Raw genomic sequence first — 20758 nt, 5'->3', positions numbered from 1 at the left:
TTGCCGCGATAACTCGACCCGTTCACCCTTCCAAATTCAAAACAAGTCATCAGATTGACGGGGCTCCCGACATTACTTTAATGTAGGACCTGCAGCGCTAAAGGGGTCGATAGCGCGCTCATTCTAAGAACTGAGTTGGAGAAGGAAGCCATGCGATCACACGCCGTCATGCGACTTGGCGACGCCCTGCTTGCGGCCGGGGCGCACAAACAACCCAAACTTACCTCTAAATTTCTAACCCTGCTGGCGATCTCATTCGCCGCCACTACGCTTTTTTTAGCGACATTACTTTTCACTACACTGCTTTTCCCTGTTTTTTCCCACGCGGCGGAAGTCACGCTGCGGATGCATCATTTCCTGCCGGCGACCTCTCTGGATCAAGAGGGCTGGATGGAGCCTTGGGCGGAAAAGATTGAAAAGGAATCCGACGGACGCATCAAAATCAGCATCTATCCCTCCATGCAGTTGGGAGGCAAACCACAGCAACTGTTCGATCAGGTCAGAAACGGCATCGTCGATATCATCTGGACTCTGCCCGGCTATACGCCCAGCCGCTTTCAGATGACCTCTGTTTTCGAGCTTCCTTTCGTGGCCTCATCCGCGGAAGCGACCAGCCAGGCGTTTCATACCTTTATCGAGAAATATGCGCCAGAGGAGTATCAGGATGTGCACGTGCTGTCCCTGCATACTCACGCCGCCGGCTCTTTCCATATTCTCGGCAAGCCCATTGAGCAGATCGCCGATTTGGAGTCCCTGAAAATCCGCGCCCCCACCAGAGCGTCAGGAGAGGCCCTGCGTCTACTAGGCGCCAATCCCTTGTTCATGCCCGCTCCAGAAGTCCCTCAGGCCATTTCCAAAGGCGTCATCAACGCGGCGTTGTTGCCGTTCGAAGTCGTGCCCTCACTGAAGCTGGACGAACTGGCCGAAAGCCATACCCTGCTCAACGGCGCCCGCGGTCTGTACACCGCCACCTTCATCCTGGCGATGAACAAGAAGAAATACGACTCGCTGCCTGAAGACCTGAGAGCCATTATCGATCGTAATTCCGGCATTGCATTGAGCAAACAGATCGGCAAGGCCATGGACGATTTCGAGAAAGTGGGAATAGAACTGGCCAAGAAAAACGGCAACCGTTTTTATTCCATCAAGGCGGACCAGTTGAAAGAGTGGGAGAAACGGGTGGAGCCTGTGCGGGAAGACTGGGTCGCCAAAGTGAATTCCCAGAACAAGAACGGCGAGTATCTACTGCGGCAAGCTGAAGATCTGGTTACTCAATATGAGAAGTCGCGACAGTTATGATTGCGTCGTCGACATATCCCGCCTTGCGCCAAAGCGTCCGCACTGCTGACGCCTGGCTTGCCATCGCGGCGCAGTGCAGCGCTTATCTCAGCGGCGCGGCGCTGGTCGCCATCGTCATGATGGTGACCATTTCCGTATTCGGACGCTGGTTGTTCGGAACGGCGGTGACGGGCGATTTCGAAATTGTCGAAATCGGCGTCGCAACCGCGATCTTTTACACCTTCCCCGCCTGCCAATACGGCTATAAACACCTGGCGGTGGACCTCCTCGTCAAGCGCCTTCCCCTGGGATTGGAGAAAGCCGCCTGCATGATCGCCGAATGCGCGCTTTGCGCGATTTTCGCGTTCATCGGCTGGCGCCTTGTGCACGGCGCAGAGGAGTTCTTTTCCTACGACGAACAAACCATGATCCTCGCCATCCCGTTAGGCTGGGTGCTGCTCGCCTGCGCGCCGCCCTGCTTTCTGTCGGCGCTGATCGCCGTGAGTAACTTATTGCAGAAACTAGTCACCGATAAATAGCCAAGGACAAGGCCCTTATGGATGATCTGTACATCGGCGTAATCGCCTTCGCCTCGCTGCTCGTGTTGATTTTTCTGCGCATCCCGGTGGCTGCGGCCATGTTGTTGACAGGAGCGGCGGGTTACACCGCCATCCTGGGCTGGGATGCGTTGATGAATCATTTTAATTCCGGTCCTTTCTACCGGTTTTCCTCTTACGATCTCGCCGTCATTCCCATGTTCCTGCTGATGGCGCAATTCGCCACCGTAGCCAACCTTAATAAAACCCTGTTCAGCGCCTGCAACTCCTGGTTCGGCTCAGTGCGCGGCGGACTCGCCATGGCCTCCATCACCAGTTGCGCTTTCTTCGGCGCCATCAGCGGCTCTTCCCTGGCCACCACGCTGACCATGTCGAAAGTGGCGCTGCCGGAAATGCAGCGCCATGGCTATTCCAATCAATTAAGCGCGGGCGTCCTCGCCGCCGGCGGCACTCTGGGGATACTGATTCCACCGTCCATCGCGCTGGTGATCTACGCCCTGTTAACGGAGCAAAACATTTCCAAACTCTTTATCGCCGCCGCCGTACCCGGCATTATCGCCACCATCGGCTATTTACTGGCGGTGCAGGTGTACGTGCGTCTGTTTCCTTCCGTAGGACCGCAAACCCACAAGGCGTCCACCGTGGAAAAACTGTCGGCGTTGCTGCGGGTCACGCCGGTGCTGGCGATCTTTCTCGGCTTGCTGGGAGGGATTTACGGCGGCGTGTTCACCGTGACGGAAGGAGCCGCCATCGGCGCATTCGCCACCTGGCTGCTGGCTCAGCTCAAACGCCAGCTCGACAGAGAGGCGATGATGAAGATATTCAGGGAGACCGCCGTCACTACCGGTCTGGTGTTTTTCATCATACTGGGAGCGGATCTGTTCAACTCCGTGATTGTTCTCTCCAACATACCCAATGCCTTCGCTGACGCCATTACCTCCATGCATTTGAGCACTACGGCAGTGATCATCATTCTGTTGTTGATCTACCTTGCATTGGGATGTTTCCTCGACAGTATGTCGATGCTGCTGCTCACCGTGCCAATCTTCTTTCCGGTAGTGATGTCGCTGAACTTCAACATGCCGCCGGAACACACCGCCATCTGGTTCGGCGTGCTGGCGGTGGTGGCGATTGAGATTGGGCTGATCACGCCGCCGGTGGGCATGAACATCTTCGTGCTCAAGTCCCAGGCGGAGCACATCAATCTGGTTGAGTGCTACAAGGGCGTGACGCCCTTTATCATCGCCGATATATTGCGCCTGGCGATTCTGGTGGCCTGGCCCGGGATTGTGCTGATATTTCTCTAAGCGGGTTATCTGCCTTTAAATACAGCGTCGCGTCGCTCCAGAAAGGACGCGATGCCTTCCTGCATATCCTCGCTGTTCATCAGGCTTTTGATCTCGCTGAACAACTGCGCTTTGGCGACCTCTTCTCCATGCAGACGCGCCAATTTAGAAGAAGCCAGACTGCCCTGCACGCCGAGAGGCGCCGCGTTGGCGATACGCTCTGCAATGTCCAGGGCCTTTTCGAACTGCGCTCCTGGCTCGACCAGCTCCTGCACCAGCCCCCAACGATAGGCGTCCTGCGCAGTCCAGACGTCTCCAGTTAACAAATAGCGTTGCGCATTCGCCCAGCCGATTTCCTGTTGCAGACGCAGCGTGGCGCCGCCGCAGGCGAATAGGCCGCGTTTCACTTCCAACTGCCCAAAACGGGTATTGTTCGCCGCGATACGCACATCCGTGTTCAGCATCATTTCCACACCGCAGGTGTAGCAGTACCCTTGCGCCGCCATCACCACCGGTTTACGCAGCGGTTCGCCGCTAATAAAAAAGGGATCGATTTCTCCTTCGCCCAATTCCGGCGGCTGTCCTGTCGCAAACGTCTCAGCCCAATCGTTCAGCTCCAGACCCGAAGTGAAGTGGTCGCCCTGCGCCCACAATAAACCGACTCGCAAATCCGCTTCACGCTGGAGTCGTCCATACGCCGCCGCGATGTCGTGAAACATCGCCACTGTCAGGGCGTTCATTTTTTCCGGACGATTCAGCCCGATTAACAGGATATGCCCGCGCTTCTCCACGTTGACCAATGACATGCAATTTCTCTCCTGAGTGATGGTTGAATTCCTTCTGCACTGCCATGCCAGAAAGACTATAACTCACTTCAGTATCATCCTCGTCGCCGCTTTGCGAGCCCATTGTCTACATCGACGAATTTTAGGCTGATCGCGCCATCAACGGATTTAGCGTCCCAGCACGCCCGTTCCCGCCATCAGGCTCCATAGCAATCGCGGAGGGGAAAGGTCTTTGTAGGCCAGATACCATTTACGCTCCTCTCCTCGATAGCGGGTTTTGTGGTATGCCAGCGGCGCAAAGGCGTATAGTCCCGAACCGTTGCGATACAGCCATTGGCCAAGACGCCGTAACAACGGACTTTCTCCCGCTATTTCCTGCAAGTCATGCAAGGGCGCAATCCCCAGTGAGAGCCGCGGCACGCCTTCCCTGCGAAACTGCTCGATCGCCTGCAGCATGGTGTAGTCCAGTAATCCCGCCGGCCCAATACTCGGCAGACAACGCAGGATATTGGCGCAATATCCGGTGACCGCGCCTTGCGTAAAGTAAGGATCGAAGTAGATGTATCCCAGTAACCGCTCTCCCTGAAAACAATAGAATCGGCGCGTCAGCCATTCGTCCCGGTGCTGCGGGGGACGCGTCAACAGACGCAGTTCACTGCGCTTCACCGCCTTCTGCTTGAGCCAACGTTGCGAGATCGCCTCCACCTCCTCAGCATTCACCTGTGAAGCGTGCAGCTCCTCTACCCTCAACTCATAGCGCGCTCCCAGATTGGCCGCGTGGCGTAACTGCTTCTTGTGCTTGCCACGCACGCAAAAGTCCTGCACAGAAAAACTGAACTCTACACCCATCTCGTTGACCACATAACCCTGCTGCGCCAGCGCCTCCGCCACCTTGCTCTCAATGCCGACAAACACCGCAGGACGCTCGCGCGACGCCAGAAAACGATTGAGCAGCCAAGTCAGATTCTGCTCCGCACATACCGGATTGTTGAAGATCACATCCACCCCACCCTTCCACCTGTCTAGCGGACAGTAGCTGACAAAACCATGCTGAGCGGAGCCAAAAAACTGCACTCCTGGTTGAAAGCTGAAGTAGGCGCTGGACTGGGCGCCATATTGCAGAAGCAGGTGTCGGCGCTCAGATACGGAGAGCGGCGCTTCCCATGGAGCAGAGTCGAAAGCGGATTCCGCATAGAGCATATCGGAAAGGACAGGCTGCATAGACGCCCCCGTTTAACTGTTGTTCTTATAGGCTCCAGCGAGCTTAACAATTGCCTTGATGTGGCAAATCCGCCTTTAGAAGGAGCGGACGGAACAAGGGTATGAACCAATCGACAGATTTTGATGAGCAGGAAAATGAGGTCAGGCGAGCCAGAACAAGAACAAGAACAAGAACAAGAACAAGAACAAGAACAAGAACAAGAACAATAGCAGACGAGAGAAAGGAAGTGATCAGAAGAAAGCAACACTGGAGAGCGCCACTGCGCTCTCCAGTGTAAGTATTACATCGCGTAATGGGCCAACATATAAACGCCGGCGTAACCGACGGAATAAGCGCCCAGCAGTGCAGGCACGTACTTGGCGTAACTGCCGAAAGTCAGGCCGCGAACTTTGGACATCGCGACAATGCCCGCCGCAGAACCGATAACCAGCAGAGAACCGCCGACGCCTACCGCATAGGTCAGCCCCATCCACTCTGCTTTGCTCATGGTGATGCCGGATTTGAGCAGCGCCGCCGTCAGAGGCACGTTGTCGATACACGCGGACAGCAGACCCATCAGGTAGTTCGCCACCAGCGGCGACACTTGCGAGTACATGGCCAGTAAGGATTCCAGAACATGCACTTCTTTGAGTACGCCAACCAGCAGCAGAATCCCCAGGAAGAACAGCAGGGTTTCAAACTCGATAACGCGGATGTATTCCAGAATCGGGTCGTTCTCGATGTCGTCGTTAAAGAAGCGCGCCACCAGGAACATGGTCGCAAGACCAAACAGGAACGTCAGAACAGGAGGAATCTGGTACACGACGTTAAGAACGATAGTGCCCAGAATCGTCGCCAGAAATACGCCGGCGATGGCCATATCAACGCCGCGCACGTCAGTGCGGTGCTGCTGCACGATGACATCGCCGGACAGGCCGAAACTCAACATAGTCGCCATAAACATAACGGCGACGAAAGAAGGAATACTGAGCAGCAGCAGATCCAGAATGTCGACTTTATGCTGCAGGAAGATCATCAGTGTGGTGACGTCGCCGGTGATCAGAGCGACGCCGCCGGAGTTAACGGAGAATACCACCAGAGCGGCGAAGCGCAGTGTCTTGGCGGTGTCCATTCGCAAGGACAGAATCAGGGTGACGGAAACCAGGGTCGCGGTGATGTTGTCGGCGAGAGAGGAGAAAACAAAACAGAACAGGCCCGTTAGAAATAAAAGCTTGCGCTCCGATACCCGTTTGGGAAGAAACAGATAAATAAGGTTCTCAATCATTCCCTTTTTGTTGAGATAGGCGACGAAGGTCATAGCCGCCAAAAGGAAAAGCCAGAGCCCGGCTATTTCGGCGATGTTGCTTTCCAGTCCATGAATGACCGCTTCTTGATGTTCGGGATCGCCGCTATTGAATGCAAAGAGTAGAATCCAGGCCAGTGCGCCAAGGAAAAGGGTGATTTTGGCTTTGTTTACGTGAATCACCTCTTCCAGGACCACGCCTAGGAGAGCGAGAACCGCCAAGCCTATCACCGCGTAATTCAACCACATAACAACAATTTCCTCTTTATTGGGAAGTCTTGATCGCTCCGGCCGCCGACGCCTGGCGATGAAAAAATGGACAATTATTGGAATCAGGCCCCCAATAGACCATACGCACTGTTACTCACAGGCAGGCGGGAATATCAGAAAATGACGCAGGCGGGCGCAATACCCAGGGAGCGCGCCAATGATACAGGTTTTGATTAAAATTTTCGCCACTCCAATGGTATCGAATTTAACCAATCCAGAGATTCCAGCAATTGCAATACCTCGCCCGTCACCGGCGCACAGATTGTCAAAGGTTCGCCGCTGTAGGGATGAGGCAAACGCATTTCCGCCGCATGCAATAATAGACGCTGCACGCCGAATTGCTCAGCGAAGAAGCGGTTATGCACGCTCTTTCCGTAACTGGTGTCGCCGATCAGAGGGTGCGACAGCGATTTGAAGTGGCGACGAATCTGGTGGCGTCTGCCGGTTTGCGGATGCACTCTGACCAGGGAATAACGCGCAGTGGGATAGCGATCCACCGCATAAGGCAACTCACACGACGCCAAACGCCGATACTCCGTTACCGCCGGCTGTTCCGGCTTGTCCTTGCTGACGTTACGATCGCCTAAACGATCCCAAGGCTCTTTTAACGGTTTATCGATGGTCCCCTCTTCTGCAGGAACCCCGCGCACAATCGCCAGATAGGTTTTATCGACGCCTTGCGCCCAGGACTCGCCGCATGTCTTTGCGGTGTCGGAATCCAACGCAAACAGGAGAACCCCGGAAGTCGGCTTATCCAGGCGGTGCAACGGGTATACCCGACGCCCAATCTGATCGCGAAGCAGCTGTATTGCAAACTGAGTTTCATGGCGATCGATTTCACTGCGATGCACCAAAAGGCCGGAAGGTTTATCAATGGCGACGAGCCATTCATCTTGATAAAGAATGCTGAGCGGGATCAAAGTCCGCCATCCAGAATATTGTCAGAGGGTTGTCGGCGCGCTCTAGTTGAGGAACTGAGCGAATTTAGTCGGATCAGACAAACAGGGACCGCTCACTGCGGCCCCGTTTGCTATGGAAAGCGTCTTCCTCTCGACGAAGCTTATGCTTCGGAGCTGGACGCGGAAGGCGCTGCCGGCGCTGAAGTGGACTCAGTCGTCGCTTTTGGCGCTTCTGGAGCGGCTTCCTTCACTGCTGGCGCAGCCGGTTTTTTGGCGGCGGCTTTACGCGGCGCCGCTGGCTTTTTAGCTGCAGGCTTCTTGGCGGTAGTGGAAGTTTTAGCGGCGCTTGGCGCCTTCGCAGCAGGTTTCTTAGCGGCGGGCTTTTTAGCAGCAGGTTTTTTCGCTGCTGGCTTGGCTGCCGTTGTCGATGCAGTTTTGCTGTCCGCTGCCGCCGGCTTCGCATCAGCGGCTTTGTCCGCTGCGCTCTTCGCAGCTACGGCTGGTTTAGCAGGCTTAGCCGCAGGTTTTTTAGCTGCCGGCTTCTTAGCGGTAGTGGAAGTTTTAGCTGTGCTTGCAGCCTTGGCAGCAGGCTTCTTAGCCGCTGGCTTTTTGGCCGCAGGTTTTGCTGCAGCGGTTTTAGCCGCAGATGCTGTGGAAGCGGCTTTGCTGGCGGCGGCAGGCGCTTTCTTAGCAGTCGTCGCAGCGGGTTTCTTCGCGGCTGGCTTCTTGGCTGCAGCAGGTTTCTTCGCAGCAGGCGCTTTAGCAGCTTTGCTCGCGGTTGGCTTAGCGGCGGCCTTGGGCTTAGCGGCTGCAGGCTTGGCGGTTTTACTGGCGGCGGCAGGCGCTTTACCAGCAGGCATAATGGCCTCCAGCATTTGCTTTTGGAAATCCAGCACAGCGGCGAATCTCGCTTCGAAATCTTTCTGCCATTTATGCATGTTATCGATCTGTTTCTTTTGCAGATCTTCGATGCGGGCGAATACTTTTTTCAAAGACTGATCCACTTTCAGGTCAGCTTCAGCCTTAGTCACCCATTGGCCCACATGAGTGTTGAGTTTGTCTTGCGCGCTGCGCAATTCCTCAATAGCCTTGTCAAAGAGTCGATCAAGGCCGATTTTGCCTTTTTTGCTGGTCGCCATCTTGTCACCCCAAATTAATTAAGCAAAGGAGAGAGGAAACACTTCCTCTTTAAATGTAATCGGAAAGTACAATTTGTCTAGAAAACGCCCAATAAGAATGCGTTTTTTCTATCTTTTTTTCGCGAAAAAAGATAATTCCGCACCTTATATCAAGCGATAGTTCAATTGACTGGCAAGTATGTACAAAAAAAGATTTGAGGCAAGCGATTATTCGCCTGAGAGGTCGATTTTACGTGATTTATTCACAAGTTAGGCCGACTAACGCGCCGTCGACATCGCATCGTAACGGCGCGTCAATGACTCAGACTTTTCCAAGCACGGTTCCCTGCGCGGAGGCGCATAGAAATTCTTTCTCATCATTCAGGCAGTAAATTTCACAAGTGCAGCACACGACTTTTTTCCCTGAAGCTTCCGCCTTCGCTTTGGCGATAAGCCGCTGTCCCTGCGCCGGTCGTTGGTAATTAATTTTAAACTCCACCGTTAACGCGTCACCGAACAAACTGCCTCCGGCGAACGTCAGCGCATTGTCCGCCAGATAGCTGATGACGCCGCCGTGCACATAGCCGTGCTGTTGCAAGAACTCCGATTTGATTTCCAGCTCCAGCTGCGCAAAGCCCGGTTGCAGAGCCGCCAACCGGGTTCCCAATAAGCGGCTGAAAGGCTGTTCATTTAGAATCTTGTTTCCAATCTGCATGATGTCCATGCGGCGCCTCCTGTATGTTATAGCAGCTAATTACTAGCAGCTAACGATGTTGGTTTTTCTCACTCAACCACATGGTGATCACTGCGCGCGACACCGCTTCGCCGTGCGTATTTTTCACCATGACTTCCACTTCATAATTTCCGGGAGATAACGTCTTTGGATCAGCAATCACGGCGGTCGCCACCAGATCCGTCGTCGCTTTTTTCAGGTACTCAATCTGCATGCCTTTGGGAATCCAACGCAGGCGCGACGGCAATGACGCCTCCATCAGCGTTCCCGCGCACAGCTCCGCCAAGTTGCCCATCGCCAGCGCGTGCACTGTTCCCAAATGGTTGCGCACACTGCGACGGTTCTTGATTTTCCACTCGGACAGTCCTGGTTTTAGCTGCCGTATGCGTGGCCGAATGCTGCTAAAATAAGGAGCTTTAAAGCACAGTGCGCGGCTGAACAGCCAGGCGCCCAAAGGAAGACGCGCAAAAGAGTGATATAAACGAAGCGTGGAACTCGCCTGTTCCGATGGAGCAGCCGCTGCGGCAGTCATAACAGCCTCCTGACAAATTAGAATTTTATTCTAGAATATTGTTCCAATATGAAGATTTCAAGCACCCGCTCCAAAAGTCGCCGTGACGACATTCTCAATGCGGCGTTAAAGTGTTTTACCCAACACGGCATCGCTGCGACCACCATTGATATGATCCGCGCGGAATCCGGCGCCAGCGTAGGCAGCGTTTATCACCATTTCGGCAGTAAAGAAGCCATCGCCGCCGCCTTGTATATGCTGGGAATGGAAGATCATTTCGCGCAGCTAAAAGATGCGCTCGCCGAATGCGAAACCGCCGAAGAAGGCGTGAAATCCGTCGTGCGTGTTTATATCGAATGGATAACGCAAAATCCTGACTGGGCCCGCTATATTTTCGGCTCCAGAGGCGAAGCGCTCAGTGAAGAGCAACAGCAGAAACTCAAGCAGGATAACAAACGACATTTCACCTATCTGAAAGACTGGTTTACCCCCTATCTCGAAAACGGCCAGATCCGCGCCCTGCCCTTCGATCTTTACCACTCGCTGTTGATCGGTCCTGCGCAGGATTACGCTCGCCACTGGTTAGCCAGTCGCGTGAAAAAGCCGCCGACGCACTATATCGATATCTTTTGCGACAGCGCCTGGTCTTCATTGACCCCTTAAGGGCAAGTTCCCGGGCATTGGCTACACTGTTTATAACAGTTTGATAAATAAGCCGGAGTCTGGAGCAATGCAAAGTAATGATGAGCGGGCCCTGGAGCGCAAGCAGCGCTCTATCGAAATGCGCGAGCAGAGCCTGACTCGCAAGGAGCAGGCTCTGACCCGCCAGGAAGAGCAGTCTAAGCAGCGCGCCAAAAGCAATGATGAAAAAGCCAGCGATTTACGCGACAAAGAACAGGCGCTGAAAGAACGTGAGCGCAGCATGGAAGAGCGCCAGCGTGATATCGATCAGCGAATGAAAGAAGTGGAAACACAACTGGCGGCGCAGCATGCTGCGGCGCAAGCCGCCAGGAAAGGCGGACGTTTACAGGCCTTGCTGACCGTTCCGGCTATCGTCATCTTCGTCGCCGTCGGCTATCTCGTCTTCCAGCTGCAAGAGCGCCAGCAAAGCGTGCGCGGCGAGCTGGATAATTTGTTATCCCAGGCCCAGCGTCTGACAACGGCGTTAACGGAGTCAGCGCGACGTAACGAGCAGCTTAATCAAAGCCTCACCAGCAGTCGGGCGGAAGCGAGTAGCGCTGGAACGGAACTACAGGGGCTACGCAAAGAAAAATCGCAATTACAGCAAGAGAAATCCACCCTGCAAAGCAGCCTGAACGCCAGCGAGACCAAGACCCGCGATCTGACGCAAGCCCTGACCAGTGCGCAAAATGAATCCGCGTCCTTGCAACAGCAACTGCAAGATAAAGCGTCGGAAAACGCCGAGTTGGCGAGCAAACAAAAAGAGCTGGAGGGAGCCCTCGCCCAGCAGCAAGAACTCATTCAGCAGCAAACCGCCCGTATAGAAACATTAGCCAGTGAGCTCGCTGATACGGCCGCCTCTTTACAGCAAGCGACAGATGCGTTGGAACGCGGCAATGCGGATATCGCCACCGCAAATGAGCGCGAGCAAAACCTTACCGCTCAGTTAGAGGAAGTCAAAGCCGCGCTGGCGACGCAAAACACTCAACAACAAGAAAGCGACATCGCCCAGGCGGCGCTGACGACTCAGGTCGAGTCACTGTCGGCGCAAGTAAAAACACTGGAAATGTCCAACGCCACGCTGGGCCAGGAAAACGCGGCGTTGACTCAAGAGAACACGACGTTGAGCAAAAATCTGGCGGGCAAAAACAAAGAGGTGGAATCCCTGACGAATCAAGTCAAAACCCTACAGCAGGAGGTCACCGAATCGCGTAAAGAACCCAAGCCGGAGGCTCAGGCCCCATTGGTCAATTCTGATGCTGGCGTATCTTGATTCAGGCCAGATTAGTGAGTGCGACTGGACCAGTAATCCATTACGCCGACCAGCATTAGCGCAGGGTTTTCTATGTCTTCGCGACTGGCGGAGAGGTATTCAGCCAGCGCATTGGCGGCGTCAAATATCAACGTTTCTTCTTTGTTGCTGAGCCGTTTCGCACTAGCGCTCTGTATATCCCCCGCCTCCAGATATACCGATGCTTCTCGGGTCGCGCCATTCACATTGACACTGACCTTGACCAAGGCGTCCCGCCCCAGAAAGCTGGCGAATTCAACGCGGTCTTCTCCCACCTGATAGGCGCCTGAGAACGACTTATCAGAATCAACTTCCACCGTGAGATTTTCCTGCGCCTGAACACTGGCCGCGAAAAAACCGGCTAGTATTAATCCCAGAGCCGCACTTTGCAGGATGTTCTTCATAACGCCTCCCGAATTGATTCCCCTGATTGCCGTTCAACCAATAACGCAGAGTTTAAAACATCTGTTTGAAACAGTCGTTTTATGTGCTGTAAATAACTGTAAAACCTTGCGATGAAACTTATACGGGAGAGAAAGGAGCCGTAGCTGCTCAGGTCGATTCAGCCGTGCGGATACAAAAAAACCGGGCGCACGATACGCCCGGACAATAAGGAAGGGTGTTCAAGCTTGCCAGCGCAGCCAGGGTGACTGCGCTGGAGGCTTCAACTACCGTAGAGTCAGCTGCAGGTTAACGCCGCTGTATCCGCCGTCGGTTTTCAACCACACATGGTAGTATGTGCCGACATTAGGATTTCTCACTACGATTCTTTCGTTGTTGCTGCGTCTTGCGGACACGTCATCGTAAGTGCTGGCGTCTGGCCAGCCTGCGTTACGCACATACAGATCGACATTGCCGCGACCGCCCCAGGTGTTCAATTCAAAGGTGCGGGTTCCCGCAGGAACATAGAACCAATAATACTCACCATGAGTGGACTCCAGGTTGCTGCGCGGCTTGCCGCTGGACAGCTCTGGACCATCAGATGAGTCACCGCCGCCATCATCGCCGCCGCCAGTGTCGCCACAGTCGGTTGGCGCGTCGTTCAAGCCCACAGTCACACATAGGTCACTGTAGCCGGATGTGGACGTCAGCAGCACATGGTAATAGGTGCCGCCTTCAGGTGAAGAAACCTGAATGTTGTTGTCAGCAGCGCCGGAAGTGGACTTCTGGTCGTAGTCCGTCGTTGTCGGCCAGCCGTCGTGCTTCACGTAAACGGATACATCGCCATTATCGCCGCGAGTCAACAAATGCAGCAGGTCCGTGCCGCGAGGTGCGAACATGAAGTAGTACGCCTGGCTGCCTGCGCCCGCAGTCAGTGACTTGGGCTTGCCGGGCTCCAGTGCGCGCGGATCGTCGGAACCGTCGTCGCCACCATCATCACCGCCATCGTCGCCGCCGTCATCACCACCGTCGTCGCCGCCATCATCGCCACCGTCATCTCCGCCGTCGTCGTTGCCTTCCAGCACCGCCGCCAACCAGTTGGCGAAGTGCTCGTCGTAACGCTGACCAGTGGAGTTCAACCAGGCTTCGAAGCTCTCGTAATCACCCGCTCTGAACCAGGACAGAATCTGGGCGGTGTCCGAGGGACGTTGCTCCAACATGTAACGAGCGGACCAGTAGCCCCAACGATAGATACGGTCAACGCCATCGTCATAGGTGTTGCGCAGGATTTTAGACAGCGCCACTTTCTCGCGACGAGCTACATCCTCCGCTCCCTGGTTGTCTTTCAGCTTGGACACGTATTCCGCCAGACCTTCGGTCCACCATACGGTGGGAACCTGCATGCCGGTGTTGAAATCGCCGTACAGGTCAAAGCGTCCGTCCAGGTAATGCGTATACTCGTGCTCCAGGTTCCAGACCCGATGGTCGCCCGGGGCGTAATCCGCCTGATAAGCGATGAAACGCGCCTGGTTATTAGGATCGGAAGGCGTGCCTTCCAGATACATACCGCCATTGTTGGTGTCTATGCCAAACAGCAGCCAGCCGAAGTCGCCGTATGCGCCACTGTTTTTAAACACGACCAGTTCCAGCTTGTCGTTGAAGTCATCAGCGACGGGCTGTTTATTGGTCTTCAACATGTCGTGGAAGATTTCTTCGCGCATGCCCAACGTTTCACAGGCGGAGGCCAGTTCTTTGGAGGACATCGACTGGGCGTTCACGGTAATCGTCGGGCTACAGTCATGACGGATGGTGAGCACCACTTCCTTGACCCGCTCTTTCACGTTACATGCGTTATATTCACCGCAGTTTTCCGGGTCGTTCAACTCGACGGCTCCGGCCAGCAACGCCCACATGTTCACGGTATCGGACGCCAGCGGATACTTATCCATTAACGCGCCAATCCAACCGCCCACCGCTTTACGCGTGCCGTCGTACTGCAGGAAGCGACCCAGTTCTCTGGTCGCGTTGAGCACCAGGTAATCACGGCCATCGTTCAGCCATGCGCCATTCTTCATGATGAAGTCATACAGCGCTTTGGCGACGCGGGAATCGTTGGCGACTTTTTGTTTGAAGTCATCGTAGCCATGGCCACGGAAGTAGATGGTGAAAATGCTGTTCAGTGCGCGAGCATATGCATCTTCAGTCGCGGCTTTGTCTTGCAGCAGTTGCAGCCAGTAGATGGTGTCGTAGACGAAAACGCCCTGGTTCAACGAGCTGTCCACCAACGTCAAGGCTTCACCCATGACCGATGCGTTTTCCCGCTTATGCAGGTAGTTCAACGCACTGTTCATGAACGCGGTGATCGCCGTGGCGGCTTGCTGCTTCAGATTGTTGCTGTAATCACCCACTTCATCGGAGTGATACCACTGCACGAAGTAACCGGCGCGCATGTAGAGAATCAGCTGCTCCATACCCGTGGTGTTGTCACCCTGGTAACGGCTTGATTCAGACGCCATCGCCTGCGCGACCGTAATCATTTTGCTTTCCTGGAACAGATTGCGCGCCAAATCCCCGCGCGCCTGAAACAGGTCGTTGATACATCCCATATCGGATTTCTGGATGGCCTGGGTCAATGCGGACCCGGAGAGAGAAGCCAAATTCTGAGGATCGCAATCCGCCGCAATCTCCTTGGCGGCCATCACCATAAAGCTCTGATGAATTTTGGTGGGCGTCATCACTGGCGGTGGAAGCTCCGTCTGCTGCTGAGACGGAATGGCGTGTTCGTGAACTTCTATAGGACGGCTGTTAGACGCGCCCTGCACTGGCGGTAGGGAAGCCTGCGCGGCGCTGGCTAGCAAAGCAGTCCCAATAAATACCCCAACTTTTCTGTTCTTATGAAACATAAGTCAGCCCTTTTTGTAGTTTGTATCTTCGAGCGGTGGCCCAAAGTCCTTTAGCATTTTCGATAGAGCGGAAAATGCTATGCATATAACCTTAGACCCACATGGCCGGGCATTCTATTAACGTTGTTAATTTCTTTGTATCGGTCAGGCCGTCTAGCCCTAGGACTAGTCCGTTATCTCTAGTGGATAGTACACAACCAACCTAACCGGCATGAGATTGCAGACGCATTGATCTTAAACGTTAAAGCCGCAACCGGCTGAGCCTCACGCGTGGTAAGGGAAGACGGAGAAGAAGGGAAAATCAGGAGCCTGACTGCAGACGAAATTATCAGGCTCCAGAGGGGGACTAGACTACCCTGGGCTTACTTATTAATACGTACCATTTGGGTGATGTCATACCCATTACAGGACGAACCATCTAACCGAATTGTGACGGACTGCCCAGTTGTCAGCTTACATAAAGGCAATACATGTTCTTCGCGACCTTAAACCAAGCTGAATCCTGAGAATATTTCACAACAGATCCAAACGGCACGACCACTCACAAAGACCGAGCCACTATCTCTTTCATGATCTCATTCGTGCCGGCGTAGATTTTTTGGACTCGCGAGTCGGCCCAGGCGCGGGCGATGGGGTATTCCCACATGTAGCCGTAGCCGCCGTGGAGTTGGACGCATTCGTCCATGACTTTGCATTGCAGGTCGGTGGACCACTGTTTGAGCATGGCGGCGGTGGGTACGTCGAGTTTTTTGTCGAGATGGAGTTCCAGGCAGCGGTCCAGGAAGACCCGGCCTGCTGTGACTTCCGCTTTTAGCTCGGCGAGTTTGAAGCGGGTGTTTTGAAACGCCATTAGCGGTTTGCCGAAGGCGTTGCGTTCCTTGCAGTATTTGATGGTCAGGTCGAGCGCGGCTTCGCAGGCGGAGATTGCGGTGATGCCGACCAATAGCCTCTCTTGCGGCAGTTCCTGCATCAAGGCGATAAATCCGCTGTTTTCAGCGCCTAACAGATTTTCCGCCGGCACCATGACATCCTGAAAGAACAGCTCAGAAGTATCCTGAGCTTTCATGCCCACTTTTTCCAGATTCTTGCCCTTGCTGAACCCCTTCCAGTGACTCTCCACCAAAAACAGACTGGTGCCTTTGGCGCCCTCTTTGGGATCGGTCTTGGCGACCACAATCACGACATCCGCATGTTGTCCGTTGGTGATGAAGGTTTTCGAGCCGTTCAGGACGTAATGATCCCCGTTTTTAACCGCGGTGGTTTTCACGCCCTGTAGATCTGAGCCTGCGCCGGGCTCCGTCATTGCGATGGCGGACACCATCTCCCCAGTCGCCATTTTGGAGAGGTAGTTTTTCTTCTGTGGCTCGGTTCCATAGTGAAGAATATAGGGGGCCACAATATCCGAGTGCAGTCCGAAACCAATGCCGGATAATCCCAAATGGGAAATTTCTTCGGAAATCACCGCGCTGAAGCGAAAGTCCACGCCAGAGCCGCCGTATTCCTCCGGCATCGTCGGGCATAAATATCCCATCTCTCCCGCCTTGTTCCACAGGCCGCGATCCACCTGCCCGTCTTTTTCCCACTGCAAATGAAAAGGGGTCGCTTCTTTTTCCAAAAACTTGCGGAAAGAATCTCTGAACTGTTCCAAGTCGCTATCGAAAAGTGCTCTCGGTATCATGACCGTCTCCTGTTGTTATTCTGTGTGGAGGTTTTCCATGGTGTGAATATGGATTCAGTGTCGCAATTACGCCAGGACCCACCAATAACGAAAAGTTTCATTTTGACTGACGAAAACAGACAGTTCGCGATCGAGCGAAACGCCTGACTCGTTGGATTAACCCGAAGAGGAAGACGGACTTGTCAACAGAAACGGAATCGCTGAGGGCGGAAATAGAGACGCTGATCGAACGCTTCAAGACGGTGCAGTTCGCCAGCGTCAATGAGAACAACGAGCCTTTGGCGAGCTATGCCCCATTCGTCAGACAGGATGGAGACTTTTACATCTACGTCAGCGCGCTGGCGCCTCATACCGCCTGTCTGAAGACAACACCCGTCGCGAGTTTGCTGTTTATAGAGGAGGAGCAGGCAAGCCGGAATCTCTTCGCCAGATTGAGGTTGATTCTGCGATGCGCAGTGGTAGAAGTTAGTCGCGATAGTCAGGACTACGAAGCCATGCTTGACAGGTTCGCCGACAAATTCGGCCCAACTATCGCCATGCTGCGCCAACTGCCGGACTTTAGCTTATTGAGGCTGGAGATCACCAGCGGTCGTTTTGTGAAAGGATTTGGAGCCGCGTATACCGTGACGGATAAAGCGTTTAGCCAGCTCCAGCAAATAACAGGGAAATAGAGGGATGCATGTCGCCGCTATTTCCCTTGCGGGGTGATTAAAGCTTCTCTTTCATTACCCAGCCGCCGGAACCTTTAACGTAATCTTTAGGGCCAGCTTTCTCTATAAGCAACTTACCGGCTAGTTTGCCGACTTCGTCTACAGAGATGCCGCGCTCCGCAGCAATTTTTGCGTACTTCTTGCTGCGTTTATCGTTGGTTTCCGACACCAGCGCGTTGACCTCCGCGCCAGATTTGACTGCGCCCAGATAGCCGTCAGCCTGCTCTCCGACCAAGCCTTTCGCTTTGGCCTCGTCTAAATCCAACGCCCACACGGGCATGCTGACAAACAGACTACAAAATAAAGCCAGAATGATCTTTTTCATACAGAAATCCTCTCTCGCGCCTCTACACACAGGTATGCGGTCGTTTGGTTACTTTTATCGCAACGTAGGGGCGCTGCTTAGAACAAATCATCTTCTTCGGAGAAGAGCTTCTCGAGATCCTTCTCAACCTTCACCCTGATCTCATGCTCAATTTTTACATTGAGGTTAATCGTGATGGGCTTGTCAGGCACCGCCACTTCAACCCTTGGAGCGCATGCGACGATAAGCGGTAAGCATAACGCACACAATATTGAGTTTTTAGTATTCATCAAATAACTAAGCCTTATTTACTTCAGTTAACTATAGCAACCGTAGCTGAACATAAACTGAACTGCCGCCACGGTTAATAAGTCCCTTTTTCCAACTTTTTCTGAATAGAGCCAGGGACCAAAATGCTCCGCAGATTATCAATGATATTGGTTTGCAGATTCACGTTCAGCGCGATAGGAGCGCCGGAGTAGCGTTTATTCGCGCTCCTTCCCGCCAGCTCAATATCAAACAGCAGAACGCCATTCTGTTGGTAATCCACCCGGCTGACCAGAGAATTGTAGTTAAAGTTCTCCAGCGCATCGACAGCAAACTGCAAACTGGGATTGGCCGCGCTGAGCGCCCGCCAGTAGTCCACATCCACCAGATTTATCGACCCGGACGACTGGGCGGCGATGCGGCCATTATTGGCGATGACGCCGCCGTCCTTAATAGTGATCGGCAACAGACCGGCAATGCGGCCGCTGGCCTTGATTTTATCGCTCTCCAGCGCAACCAGCTTACCCAGGTCCAGATTGGAGACTTCCACCCAAAAGTCGGAGTGGGTCAACGGGCATTGTACTTTCGCCGGTTGCACCAGCCTCGCTTTGCCGTCAAAAAGCCCAATGGAGGCGCGGTCCAACTGCAGGTCGCATGTGAGCCCCTTGGCGTATTCCACACGACCGGAAACCTCCGCCGCCGCATCGCTGGTCTGCAACATATCCGCCGCCTCAACCGAGGCGACAGTGAGGCGCAGCGGCTGAGTAAAGGAAGCCGCCTGTCCGGTGAATTGCACATCCGAGGTCAGACTAACGCCTTTCGCTTTAATTTCTTCGTAAGTCGCTCCCCAGTTGGAGAGCGTGACATTCGAGCGCCCATCAATCGCCAAAGCGTCTTTCATTGACCAGTTCAGGGCGCCGCTGGCGGAGACTTTGCCAAGATTGATCGTCAATGCTTCGGGAAAAGCGGCGATATAGGATTTAATAAAATTGAAGTTCGCTAATTTGCCTTCGACATCGTAAGACAGCCAACCTTTATTTTCCGCAGTCCGGTATATCACTTCGATCGGGCTACTCAGTCCCAATGCGCTCAACTGCCCTTTATCCAGCGCGATACGTTTGTCATCCGCTTTCACCCTGCCCGCCAAGTTCACTTCCGCATTTTGCCCCTTGTGAGACAGGCTGACTTTGGCCTTGGCATCCGTAGTCAAACTCCAGGAAAATGCGGGCTTACCCTGCCCCGGCTGAGTTTTGGACGCTCCCGTATTAATCGACAGAGCCGTCTTCCCAAGCTCGATGTTTCCGTCCTTGAGTTCCATTGACGCGTCTTGAAGCGACCAGCCGCTCCAAGCGATACGAGCGCCTTTTTTAAGATTCACCTGGATATCCGTCCCCAACTTAACTTGCCCATCCAGCGCCAGCTCTACTTTTTGCGGGTATTTAGGATCGGTCAGGGTTGCATCGGTTTGCAGCACCGCGGCCACGGTTTTTGTCGCCGCCGCATATTGCAGCGACGCCTTGGCATTGAGCTGCGGCTCCGTGTCCGACGCTGGTTTGGAGTGCAGCTCCAGTTTCAGTGCGCCAGGACAACTCGGCTCCGCAGATAGATGTTCACAGCGCACCGCTTCCAGCACGCTTACCTGCCATGACAAAGGCAGCGATGGCGCGGACTCAGGCCATTGCGGCACATTGACTAGAACCGTCGAGGGCTGGATCACCGCGGTTTCTGGAGCTGTCACGCCATTAAGCTCAATATTCGTTTCACCGGAAATCTTGATATCCTGCTGCGCCAGTTGCGTTTGGAACTTGGGCTTGATGCTGAACGACCAGGGAGCGCTACCAATGACATCTGGAAACATCAGCTGTAACACGCCCGAAGTATGCAGTGAGGTTATGGACTCTTGCGGCATTCGAATGGCCGCGAGGGACGCCGCCCAATCCGCTGAATGTTCCCCACTAAAACGCCAGACGCCGTCATCGCCCAACTCTCCCTCGGCGCTAAGCGTCATGCGTTGATCGCTCGCCAGACTGAGAGAGAGCGACGTAGGCGCCACCCAGTTTAACGACACGGCCAATGGCGCATCCTGATATTGGGTTTGAGCCTGCAGATCCAGCCCTTCCAGCGTCCGCTCCAGAGACAGGCTGGCGGTCAGCGTCTGGTCGCCAGCCGGTGTTTCCAGCTGCTCCACCTCAACCGTGATAAAGGGAATACGTTGCGCCACACTGTATAACAAGGCGCTCACCGCCACCGGCGCGCTCGACTCCGCAGTGCTTTTCTCCACTGGCGTATAGACAATCCGTTGCGCTTTCGCAGTCAGTGATTCTTCAATTTTTTGGCAACAGCGCCAGCCGATTTTGACGTTTTCCCCGTAGACGATGGCGCCGCCGTCCAGGCCAAGTTCAACCTCCCTTAAGCGCCAGCCTCCCCAACCGGGACGTCCAATTTCCAGCTTGCGGATGTCAACGCCGGCGCGGCCCGCCAGCTCCTGCGCCAGAGGCGGCAACCATTGCGGCGCAAACCACCAAGCCACTCCCGTCAAAATACAGAGCGTCAGCAAGGTGATAAGACCGCCCCACGCCAGCCGCTTGCGCCACGTCATCGA

19 protein-coding genes are annotated in these 20758 nt (G+C 54.3%); 6 read left to right on the top strand and 13 right to left on the bottom strand.

Features of this window, described 5'->3' with window-relative positions; genetic code table 11:
* Positions 1-150 precede the first annotated feature (150 nt).
* From ACQYWX_RS05075 to ACQYWX_RS05065, 3 genes are read left to right on the top strand one after another with little or no spacing between them, the layout of a single operon-like run.
* On the top strand, positions 151-1299 hold the full coding sequence (locus ACQYWX_RS05075) for a TRAP transporter substrate-binding protein (protein WP_431688087.1): 1149 nt from the start codon (positions 151-153) through the stop codon (positions 1297-1299).
* On the top strand, positions 1296-1817 hold the full coding sequence (locus tag ACQYWX_RS05070; RefSeq protein ID WP_216736825.1) for a TRAP transporter small permease: 522 nt from the start codon (positions 1296-1298) through the stop codon (positions 1815-1817). Before ACQYWX_RS05075 ends, ACQYWX_RS05070 begins: the two co-directional genes overlap by 4 nt.
* A gap of 17 nt (positions 1818-1834) precedes the next feature.
* Complete coding sequence (locus tag ACQYWX_RS05065; RefSeq protein ID WP_431688086.1) at positions 1835-3142, top strand: TRAP transporter large permease; 1308 nt, start codon at positions 1835-1837, stop codon at positions 3140-3142.
* 5 nt (positions 3143-3147) lie between these two features.
* On the opposite strand, the gene ACQYWX_RS05060 is transcribed toward ACQYWX_RS05065, so the two are convergent.
* The 7 genes from ACQYWX_RS05060 to ACQYWX_RS05030 form a co-directional block, all read right to left on the bottom strand.
* Positions 3148-3927: a crotonase/enoyl-CoA hydratase family protein gene (locus tag ACQYWX_RS05060; RefSeq protein WP_431688085.1), complete on the bottom strand. Its 780-nt coding sequence runs from the start codon at positions 3925-3927 to the stop codon at positions 3148-3150.
* A gap of 147 nt (positions 3928-4074) precedes the next feature.
* Entirely contained in the window at positions 4075-5127 is a 1053-nt protein-coding gene (locus ACQYWX_RS05055; RefSeq protein WP_431688084.1) for a DUF2156 domain-containing protein, read from the bottom strand.
* Between the two features lie 281 nt (positions 5128-5408).
* Positions 5409-6659: a sodium:proton antiporter NhaD gene (nhaD, locus tag ACQYWX_RS05050; RefSeq protein ID WP_127968724.1), complete on the bottom strand. Its 1251-nt coding sequence runs from the start codon at positions 6657-6659 to the stop codon at positions 5409-5411.
* A 194-nt stretch (positions 6660-6853) separates the two neighbouring features.
* Positions 6854-7600: a tRNA pseudouridine(65) synthase TruC gene (locus tag ACQYWX_RS05045; RefSeq protein ID WP_279506922.1), complete on the bottom strand. Its 747-nt coding sequence runs from the start codon at positions 7598-7600 to the stop codon at positions 6854-6856.
* Positions 7601-7740: 140 nt separating this feature from the next.
* The gene (locus ACQYWX_RS05040; RefSeq protein ID WP_431688083.1) at positions 7741-8718 is read right to left on the bottom strand and encodes a hypothetical protein; all 978 of its coding nucleotides are present in this window, start codon (positions 8716-8718) and stop codon (positions 7741-7743) included.
* 301 nt (positions 8719-9019) lie between these two features.
* Positions 9020-9421, bottom strand: coding sequence for a PaaI family thioesterase (locus tag ACQYWX_RS05035; RefSeq protein ID WP_431688082.1), 402 nt, complete (start codon positions 9419-9421; stop codon positions 9020-9022).
* 40 nt (positions 9422-9461) lie between these two features.
* A complete protein-coding gene (locus tag ACQYWX_RS05030) occupies positions 9462-9962 on the bottom strand; it encodes a hotdog fold domain-containing protein (protein WP_431688081.1) in 501 nt (166 codons plus the stop codon).
* Between the two features lie 48 nt (positions 9963-10010).
* Here ACQYWX_RS05030 and ACQYWX_RS05025 point away from each other — a divergent pair, with 48 nt between their 5' ends.
* Together ACQYWX_RS05025 and ACQYWX_RS05020 are read left to right on the top strand one after the other, a co-directional pair.
* Positions 10011-10604, top strand: coding sequence for a TetR/AcrR family transcriptional regulator (locus ACQYWX_RS05025; RefSeq protein WP_216736818.1), 594 nt, complete (start codon positions 10011-10013; stop codon positions 10602-10604).
* Positions 10605-10671: 67 nt separating this feature from the next.
* Positions 10672-11895, top strand: a complete 1224-nt coding sequence (locus ACQYWX_RS05020; RefSeq protein WP_431688080.1) for a hypothetical protein — start codon at positions 10672-10674, stop codon at positions 11893-11895.
* Positions 11896-11906: 11 nt separating this feature from the next.
* Here the strand turns inward: ACQYWX_RS05020 and ACQYWX_RS05015 are convergent, their stop codons facing one another.
* From ACQYWX_RS05015 to ACQYWX_RS05005, 3 genes are all read right to left on the bottom strand, one after another.
* Complete coding sequence (locus ACQYWX_RS05015; protein WP_279506917.1) at positions 11907-12317, bottom strand: hypothetical protein; 411 nt, start codon at positions 12315-12317, stop codon at positions 11907-11909.
* Positions 12318-12581: 264 nt separating this feature from the next.
* Positions 12582-15197, bottom strand: coding sequence for a M9 family metallopeptidase (locus tag ACQYWX_RS05010; RefSeq protein ID WP_431688079.1), 2616 nt, complete (start codon positions 15195-15197; stop codon positions 12582-12584).
* Positions 15198-15738: 541 nt separating this feature from the next.
* The gene (locus ACQYWX_RS05005; RefSeq protein WP_431688078.1) at positions 15739-16875 is read right to left on the bottom strand and encodes an acyl-CoA dehydrogenase family protein; all 1137 of its coding nucleotides are present in this window, start codon (positions 16873-16875) and stop codon (positions 15739-15741) included.
* A gap of 179 nt (positions 16876-17054) precedes the next feature.
* Here ACQYWX_RS05005 and ACQYWX_RS05000 point away from each other — a divergent pair, with 179 nt between their 5' ends.
* Positions 17055-17546 carry a HugZ family protein gene (locus ACQYWX_RS05000; RefSeq protein WP_431688077.1) on the top strand — a complete coding sequence of 164 codons (492 nt, stop codon included), beginning with the start codon at positions 17055-17057 and terminating at the stop codon, positions 17544-17546.
* A 37-nt stretch (positions 17547-17583) separates the two neighbouring features.
* Here ACQYWX_RS05000 and ACQYWX_RS04995 read toward each other — a convergent pair whose 3' ends face one another.
* The 3 genes from ACQYWX_RS04995 to ACQYWX_RS04985 all read right to left on the bottom strand — a co-directional run bounded on the left by ACQYWX_RS04995 (position 17584) and on the right by ACQYWX_RS04985 (position 20755).
* Positions 17584-17910, bottom strand: coding sequence for a YdbL family protein (locus ACQYWX_RS04995; RefSeq protein WP_431688076.1), 327 nt, complete (start codon positions 17908-17910; stop codon positions 17584-17586).
* 77 nt (positions 17911-17987) lie between these two features.
* On the bottom strand, positions 17988-18179 hold the full coding sequence (locus ACQYWX_RS04990; RefSeq protein WP_041598940.1) for a YnbE family lipoprotein: 192 nt from the start codon (positions 18177-18179) through the stop codon (positions 17988-17990).
* Between the two features lie 74 nt (positions 18180-18253).
* On the bottom strand, positions 18254-20755 hold the full coding sequence (locus ACQYWX_RS04985) for a YdbH domain-containing protein (RefSeq protein ID WP_431688075.1): 2502 nt from the start codon (positions 20753-20755) through the stop codon (positions 18254-18256).
* Positions 20756-20758: the final 3 nt, after the last annotated feature.

This window comes from Hahella sp. NBU794, from assembly GCF_050749805.1.
Taxonomy (GTDB): Bacteria; Pseudomonadota; Gammaproteobacteria; order Pseudomonadales; family Oleiphilaceae; genus Hahella.
The sequence above is the reverse complement of the archived record's forward strand: the minus strand, read 5'-3'. Positions and strand labels throughout refer to the sequence as shown.